General features: G+C 45.3%; 10 protein-coding genes and 1 pseudogene. 7 read left to right on the forward strand and 4 right to left on the reverse strand.

Features of this window, described 5'->3' with window-relative positions; genetic code table 11:
* Nucleotides 1–31: 31 nt before the first annotated feature.
* Together ade and H539_RS0123525 are read right to left on the reverse strand one after the other, a co-directional pair.
* Complete coding sequence (gene ade / locus H539_RS0123520; RefSeq protein WP_026695555.1) at nt 32–1789, reverse strand: adenine deaminase; 1758 nt, start codon at nt 1787–1789, stop codon at nt 32–34.
* A 20-nt stretch (nt 1790–1809) separates the two neighbouring features.
* Nucleotides 1810–2280: a nucleoside deaminase gene (locus H539_RS0123525; RefSeq protein WP_026695556.1), complete on the reverse strand. Its 471-nt coding sequence runs from the start codon at nt 2278–2280 to the stop codon at nt 1810–1812.
* Nucleotides 2281–2404: 124 nt separating this feature from the next.
* Between H539_RS0123525 and H539_RS0123530 the strand changes: the two genes are divergently transcribed.
* Nucleotides 2405–2869: a GNAT family N-acetyltransferase gene (locus H539_RS0123530; RefSeq protein ID WP_026695557.1), complete on the forward strand. Its 465-nt coding sequence runs from the start codon at nt 2405–2407 to the stop codon at nt 2867–2869.
* Between the two features lie 26 nt (nt 2870–2895).
* Here the strand turns inward: H539_RS0123530 and H539_RS0123535 are convergent, their stop codons facing one another.
* Together H539_RS0123535 and H539_RS31795 are read right to left on the reverse strand one after the other, a co-directional pair.
* Nucleotides 2896–3414 (reverse strand): DUF4871 domain-containing protein, encoded by a 519-nt coding sequence (locus H539_RS0123535; protein ID WP_026695558.1) that lies wholly within the window; start codon nt 3412–3414, stop codon nt 2896–2898.
* 917 nt (nt 3415–4331) lie between these two features.
* The gene (locus H539_RS31795; protein ID WP_155890226.1) at nt 4332–4490 is read right to left on the reverse strand and encodes a UTRA domain-containing protein; all 159 of its coding nucleotides are present in this window, start codon (nt 4488–4490) and stop codon (nt 4332–4334) included.
* A gap of 126 nt (nt 4491–4616) precedes the next feature.
* Between H539_RS31795 and H539_RS0123545 the strand changes: the two genes are divergently transcribed.
* The 6 genes and pseudogenes from H539_RS0123545 (at nt 4617) to H539_RS0123570 (ending at nt 6818) form a co-directional block, all read left to right on the forward strand.
* Nucleotides 4617–4796 (forward strand): hypothetical protein, encoded by a 180-nt coding sequence (locus tag H539_RS0123545; RefSeq protein ID WP_026695560.1) that lies wholly within the window; start codon nt 4617–4619, stop codon nt 4794–4796.
* Nucleotides 4797–4807: 11 nt separating this feature from the next.
* Nucleotides 4808–5152 carry a hypothetical protein gene (locus H539_RS32940; RefSeq protein ID WP_051348766.1) on the forward strand — a complete coding sequence of 115 codons (345 nt, stop codon included), beginning with the start codon at nt 4808–4810 and terminating at the stop codon, nt 5150–5152.
* Nucleotides 5083–5301, forward strand: coding sequence for a GNAT family N-acetyltransferase (locus tag H539_RS31110; protein WP_245602250.1), 219 nt, complete (start codon nt 5083–5085; stop codon nt 5299–5301). The genes H539_RS32940 and H539_RS31110 overlap by 70 nt, the downstream gene beginning before the upstream one ends.
* 20 nt (nt 5302–5321) lie before the next feature.
* A complete protein-coding gene (locus H539_RS0123555) occupies nt 5322–5879 on the forward strand; it encodes a DEAD/DEAH box helicase family protein (protein WP_026695561.1) in 558 nt (185 codons plus the stop codon).
* A 245-nt stretch (nt 5880–6124) separates the two neighbouring features.
* Nucleotides 6125–6361, forward strand: a pseudogene (locus H539_RS29570) (LUD domain-containing protein); the annotation flags it as partial.
* Nucleotides 6362–6473: 112 nt separating this feature from the next.
* Complete coding sequence (locus H539_RS0123570) at nt 6474–6818, forward strand: hypothetical protein (RefSeq protein ID WP_026695562.1); 345 nt, start codon at nt 6474–6476, stop codon at nt 6816–6818.
* Nucleotides 6819–6915 lie beyond the last annotated feature (97 nt).

A 6915-nucleotide genomic window follows, 5' to 3' on the forward strand; every position in this document is an offset into this window, starting at 1 on the left:
CCTTTTTCAATTTACAGCTTTCCTTATTTTATCAAAGAATGGAAGGGGAGGATCCGTTGGGATGTTTTTCAGCTGCTGTCCCAATCAGCTTAAATACGGCAGCGTCAAAAAGACCATGGACGGTAAGCTTCAACTTGGGAATGACCGGCAGTGCGAGAAAGGATAAACAGAGAAAAGGATCGAAGCTTTTGGCTGCACCCATTTCATCCAGTGCGAGATCCAATTCCTTCAGCTTATGATAAACATCTTTATATGAAGAAGCGGACATCAATCCTGCAATCGGCAATTCAATTCGGGCAAGGATCTCCCCATTTTTTACGGCAATCAGGCCGCCCTGCATCCGTTTGATTTCCTGTGCTGCAAGCTGTATGTCTTCGTCATTTGTACCGGCGATGATGAGATTGTGGGAATCATGGGCAACTGTTGAGCCGATGGCTCCTGCTTTCAGACCCAGCCCGTGGACAATGCCAAGGCCGATAAGCCCTGTATTTCTGTGCCTCTCAATCAAAGCCAGCTTAAGGAAATCTCTCTCGATCGAAGGAAGGAAATTTCCTTCCTGGTCCGTCCCGGCTTCTGCGACTTTATGGAGTGTCATCAGGCTGTTTGGCACAATTTCAATCATATTGGCTTTATTGGAACCGATAGCCAGCTGAAGGTCCAATTCATCCGGGTAATGGACAGTAGGGAGAATAGGTTCGGATGTATTCCTTACAGGAAAAGGAGTGAGGTGTCCGTCCTTTGCAACCGGCCTGCCATCCTTAAACACATGCTTGATGGTCATGGACGGGAGATCCTCAAGCAATATGAAATCCGCGCGGTACCCCGGGGCAATTGCCCCTTTGTCATGGAGGCCGAAATATTCAGCGGCATTCAGGCTGGCCATCAGCACGGCCGTGATAGGATCCAGGCCGCAGGAAACGGCAAGCCTGGCATTATGATCGATGCTGCCTTCTTCAATAAGATCATCCAGATGCTTATCATCGGTGACGAAAAAGCAGCGCCTGGAATTTCGGCTGGTGACTGCTCCAATCATGCTTTTAAGATCCTTTGCTGCAGTCCCTTCCCGTATCATGACATACATGCCTCGCTGGAGCCTCATTTTTGCATCCTCTGCTGATGTTCCTTCATGATCGGACCGGATGTTCGCTGCCATATAGATATTAATATCCTCCGGAAGAAAACCTGCTGCATGGCCATCGATCCTCTTTCCGGCCTGAAGCGTATTCTGGATCTTCTCCAGCATAGAGTCATCGGTATATTTCACAGCGGGAAAATTCATGACTTCCGCAAGTCCCAACACTCTGGGATGATCCAGAAAAGGAAGGAGATCTCCGCTGTTTAGAACGGCTCCCGAATGCTCAAAATCAGCGGCTGGCACGGAGGAAGGCAGCATGATCAGAATATCCAGCGGCAGTCCTTCGCTCGCATCCAGCATGTATCGGATTCCCTCTGTACCGAGGACATTGGCGATTTCATGCGGATCTGCAATAACGGTAGTAACGCCATGGGGCAGGACAGCCTTTGCGAATTCCTCCGGCGTAACCATCGAGGATTCGATATGCACATGTCCGTCAATAAATCCTGGACATATGAAAAGACCTTCCGCATCAATCACCTGTATTCCCTCATAGCTTCCGATCCCGGCAAAATATCCATCTGCCAACGCCACATCTCCCTCAATGATTTCCCCATTGAATACATCGATGATTCGTCCGTTTTTTATGACGGTATCGGCAGGCTCCAATCCCGCTGCAACGGCGATCCGCCTTTTCAATTGCTCTTTATTCATCAAACCACCCCGCTGGATTTTTAATATGTTATTTTTGTGAGAGAGGAGACCCATGCCTGAAACGGATCCTGGGACTCCTGAACGAACAGCTGCTTCATGATGATTTGGCGCTCTCCTGCAGCGAGGGCAAGCTGTTCGTAAATGAACTGGTCATCAAAGCCGGCTGCGGCTGCATCCTCCTTCGTGGATGCGAAATACACTGCTGTCGGCCTCGCCCAGAAAATGGCCCCCATGCACATAGGGCATGGCTCGCAGCTAGAATAAATTTCGCAGTCCTCCAGCTGGAAGGTACCCAGATTGGCGCAGGCAGACCGAATGGCCTGAATTTCTGCATGTGCTGTCGGATCATTGGAGGACGTGACTTCATTTCTGCCGATTCCCACAATTTTACCCTCTTTTACAACCACGGCCCCGAAAGGCCCGCCATGATTTTCCGACACATTATCCACGGCCGCCTGTATGGCCATTTTCATGAAATTTTCCATTCCCATCTCCCTCTCTATCCCTTTTAACTGAATAATTCGTTATTATATCGTTATAAGGGTCTCATGGAGGATGAAACTGGCAGATTATCTTCCGTACAATTTTTGAATAAAGCGGGGAAGTGTTGAAGTAATGAAGATTACAATAGAACGAATTTTATATGAAAAAAAAGCGGTTTTAAGGAAGCTTATGGAGTTGTATCAGTACGACTTCAGCGAGTATACAAGTGAGGATGTCAATGAATGGGGAGAGTATGGATATCGCTATATGGATCATTACTGGACAGAGGAAACCAGGTTTCCTTATTTTATTAAGGCGGATGGGAACTATGCAGGGTTCGCTCTAGTCAGGGAAATCGAAGACGGTTATTCTATGGCCGAATTTTTCATCCTGAAAAAATATCGGCGGAACGGAGCCGGCAGGCAGGCAGCAACTGCAGTATTTGAACAGCATCTAGGTGTATGGAAGGTATCGGTCATAAAAGAAAACCTGCCGGCAAAAAAATTCTGGAGGAAGACCATCACCATATATACGGGTGGGAATTTTAAAGAAGCAGGTAGGAGCTGGGAAGGTGCGGTTTTTACGTTCAGGAGCTAGCTCGAATTGGATTCATATGGGCCAGGTTAAGCGTCAACGTTTACGACAACCTGGCCGTATAGCTTTTTATCAATGAACGCATTCAAGGTCCATAAACCTTTGGAAGGCAGGCGCATGGACGCTGGCATATCGTAACGGCGGTCGACGGGGGCTCCGACAGATCCAACAGACCATCCCTGCTTGTTGGAATCAGGAAAAACAAGCGCCTTGCTGACCGCCCCGGTATCCTTCTTGACCGCAATCACAGAAAAACGTCCTGCTGGAATCGAATCACCGAAGAAAAACCACATATATTTATTCACTGTATCCGCCTTCCACGGAGTAGACAGAATCGCCACCTTTCCTGCCTCACCGCGAAGCTCCAGCGAATCATACGAAAAAATAGGGCTCTCCTTCCAATCTACATCCTTCATCACAGATGAATCAAAATAACTGGGTACATCCTTATCTGAAACATAAACTTCCTTTGTATTTTCAATAGAGGTATCGGCAACGCAGCCGGATAACAAGAATAACACAGCAATGGAGCAGCAATATACTTTCAATGGGCACCCTCCTTATTTCGGCGTTTCCATTACTGCATTCTACCCAGGATGTGGAAAATCCTTCTTTGTAGGTGGAGGATTTGGGGATTGTCACTACTCCCCAACTATTTCCCGCATGTCTCAAATGAACACCCTAAAGGCCCCAAATACTGGAGGTAGTCGAGAATGAGTTCAGAGAGGGCCAGTCAGTACTAAAATTCCTTCAAGCAAGCGGAGAAGAGGTTCAGAGAGGGCCTTCAAGACCAAAATTACTTAAAGCAAGCGAAAAATTGATTCAGAGGGGGCCTCTCAAGACCAAAATTCCTTTAAGCAAGCGGAGAAGAGGTTCAGAGAGAGCCTCTCAAGACCAAAATTACTTAAGCAAGCGGAGAAGTGGTTCATAGGGGGGCCTCTCAAGACCATAATTCCTTTTAAGCAAGCGGAGAAATGGTTCAGAGAGAGCCTCTCAAGACCAAAATTCTTTTAAGCAAGCGGAGAAGAGGTTCAGAGAGAGCCTCTCAAGACCAAAATTACTTAAGCAAGCGGAGAAGTGGTTCATAGGGGGGCCTCTCAAGACCATAATTCCTTTTAAGCAAGCGGAGAAATGGTTCAGAGAGAGCCTCTCAAGACCAAAATTCCTTTAAGCAAGCGGAGAAGTGGTTCAGAGAGGGCCTCTCAAGACCAAAATTCCTTTAAGCGAGTGGAGAAATGGTTCAGAGAGGGCCTCTCAAGACCAAAATTCCTTTAAGCAAGCGGAGAAGAGGTTCAGAGAGTGCCTCCTCTCAAGACCAACATACCTTTAAGCAACCCAAGAAAGGGTATAGAGAGAGGGTGCTCTTTCTAAACACCTTTGGTCTGTCTAAGCTGTGTGTCATCATTGCCTTCCAAGGACAGCAGGATGACAGCGCTCGCTAAAATGTCAATACTTATTTCACTTTTTACTTCGGTGTGTAGCTTTGTTTGATGATAAACTTGGTGCGGTCGCCCCTGGAGATGATCTGTGCATACTCGATGGCTTCCTGGTTTTGATTGTATGTAAGTGATTCTGATAAGAAGGAAGGCGAGCTGAACTTGATATTCAGCCATCTGCTCACAATTCATCAGTTAGACCGCCTGTGGGTGATCGTTAATGATCCAAAGGCTGTGGCTCAGCAGACAGCCTTACAGACCAGCATCGACCTAAATACCATGCCCCACAGGTATATGCTTCAAGAAATATCCTGTTGTCGTCCATAACCAGCCTTTCCATAGCCCTGGTCGGTCTTACAGCGGATACCCTTGGAGTAAGAATGGTTTATATTCACGGAGCTGCCTTGATCGCGGTATCGGCCTGTTTATCATTTACCATTCTGCATATCCAAAAGGGAAACTTTGCTTCTGAAGAAGTACAGAAATTATCTTAAGGAGGATCAGGATGTTTCAAGTAGTTACCTTTGACGGAAGTAAATCGATTCTAAATGAAATGGCCCAACTCTATGAAAAGATTTGGGGGCACAAAAGAATCTGTGAAAGAATAGAAAAGCATTCAGGTTATAACGGCTTTAAAGGGTATCTTGCGTATACAAAAAACCAGCCAGCAGGTTTCTGCTGTGGATATAGCTCAGAGAAAGGCCAGTATTATCACGGATTACTAGAAAGCGCACTGTCTGTAGAAGAGTCTGCATTTGGCTCGAGGACTGCTTCGAAGTGGTGGAATTGGCCGTACATCCCTCTTTTCGTAAAAAGGGATTGGGAGAATTATTTATCAAAAATCTATTAAAGAATACAAGAGCGAAAACAGCTATTCTCACCACCAAGGCAGATAATATTAAAGCAAAGAATTTATATAGGAAGTTAGAATGGGAGAATGTGAAAGAAGACTTTTATCCAGGTCAGGATCCATATGTCATTATGGGGAAAATAATCTGAAATCATCAGGAGAGAAAAACATGAAATTCATCTTACTATTCGGCCCGCAGGCTGTAGGAAAAATGACCGTAGGGCAGGAGCTGGAGAAGATCACCGAACTAAAGCTGTTCCATAACCATATGACCATCGATCTGCTGCAGCCGCTCTTTGGCTTCACTCCTGAAATGTGGCAGCTGTGCCATTCATTCAGAGAATCTGTCTTTAAAACATATTCAAGCACCAGCCAATATGGAATGATTTTCACCTTTGTATGGGCGTTTGACCAAAAAGGGGACTGGCGGTATGTCAAAAAAATCACGAATATCTTCAGATCCAAAGGGGCGGAAATCTACTATGTTGAGCTTGAGGCAGATATAGAGGAAAGGCTGCTTCGAAACAAAACTCCCCACAGGCTTCAGCATAAACCAACCAAGCGCAACATCGGAGAATCAGAAGGACATCTCCTGAGCACGATGGAAAGGCTGAGATTGAATTCAAATCCAGGAGAAATCAAGGAAGAGCATTACATAAGAATTAATAATACTAGATTGAGTGCAGAAGAAACCGCCCAAAGAATTAAGGAAGCGTTTCAGTTATGAATATGACCGAAGGAACGTCTTCCATGAAGGACAAAACTTTAAGGAAGTCACCAAGAAATGTCCTTCCTAAGGAGGATGAAAGACAAAATCGTTTCAGAAAGCCTGAAGAGTGTCTTTCATAAGTAGACTGAAGGAAAAAACCCAGACAAAATCCATGAGAAGTGTCCTTCATTAAATTAAGTTCAGGAAAAAATTTAATAATAATATCTTGTGAAGAGACAAATTGTCTCTTTTTATTTTGGGAAAGAACTGTCAGCTTCCTGCCAGCTTGCTATATTGCGCTCATTCCGAAAAACTCCCTTGTGCCAAGGATGACACTGGCTGCCCGGAAGATGAGGAAAATCCACGAGAGGACCGGGCATGTGGCATCCTGCATAAACTTCATTACCGGACCAAGCAACTCGGCGGATATCGAGCTGAACCTGGTCGTCGGGGTACATGGAACGGTGAAAGCTGCTTATATTGTCGTGGATGATTTATAAAAACTGGTTTAACCCTTCAAATCAGTTTGGAGGGTTCTTTCTATGGTCATATAAGAGGTTTATCATGAATAAGCGTAAAATTGAATGATCATTTTTAAAGGAGACAATTCAAATGACAAATGGGTATTTATTTAGAAAAAGGTACGTGGAGCCCGTCTTGTTCCTGATTTCATTTGCACTTATCTTTATCATCTCCAATCCAACCCAAGCCCGTTTCGAACACTGGGCAGCCAGGGAATTGCAGAGAGACGAGAGTCTGCGGGGCTTTGGGAAACAGTTAGTGATTGCCGGGAAATATGAAAAGGTGCTGAAAAAGAAAAATTACCTCTTATTTTCGGTCTATTATGCACAGGCAGCAGACTCGTATTCAACAAAGAAATTCCATGTAGTAGGAATATTAAACCGCTATTATCCTGTCGATGTTGAGCAGAGTTTGATTAAGCAGCAAGTGCAATAATAGACAGCTCCTTTTATACCTTGGAAGTTTCGTATATTATGTATCGGAAAATTCGGACAGGTTGCGGCATCAGAGGAGGAAAGTAGTCCGAAGCTGG

The sequence above is a fragment of the Peribacillus kribbensis DSM 17871 genome (genome assembly GCF_000430765.1).
GTDB lineage: Bacteria > Bacillota > Bacilli > Bacillales > DSM-1321 > Paraperibacillus > Paraperibacillus kribbensis.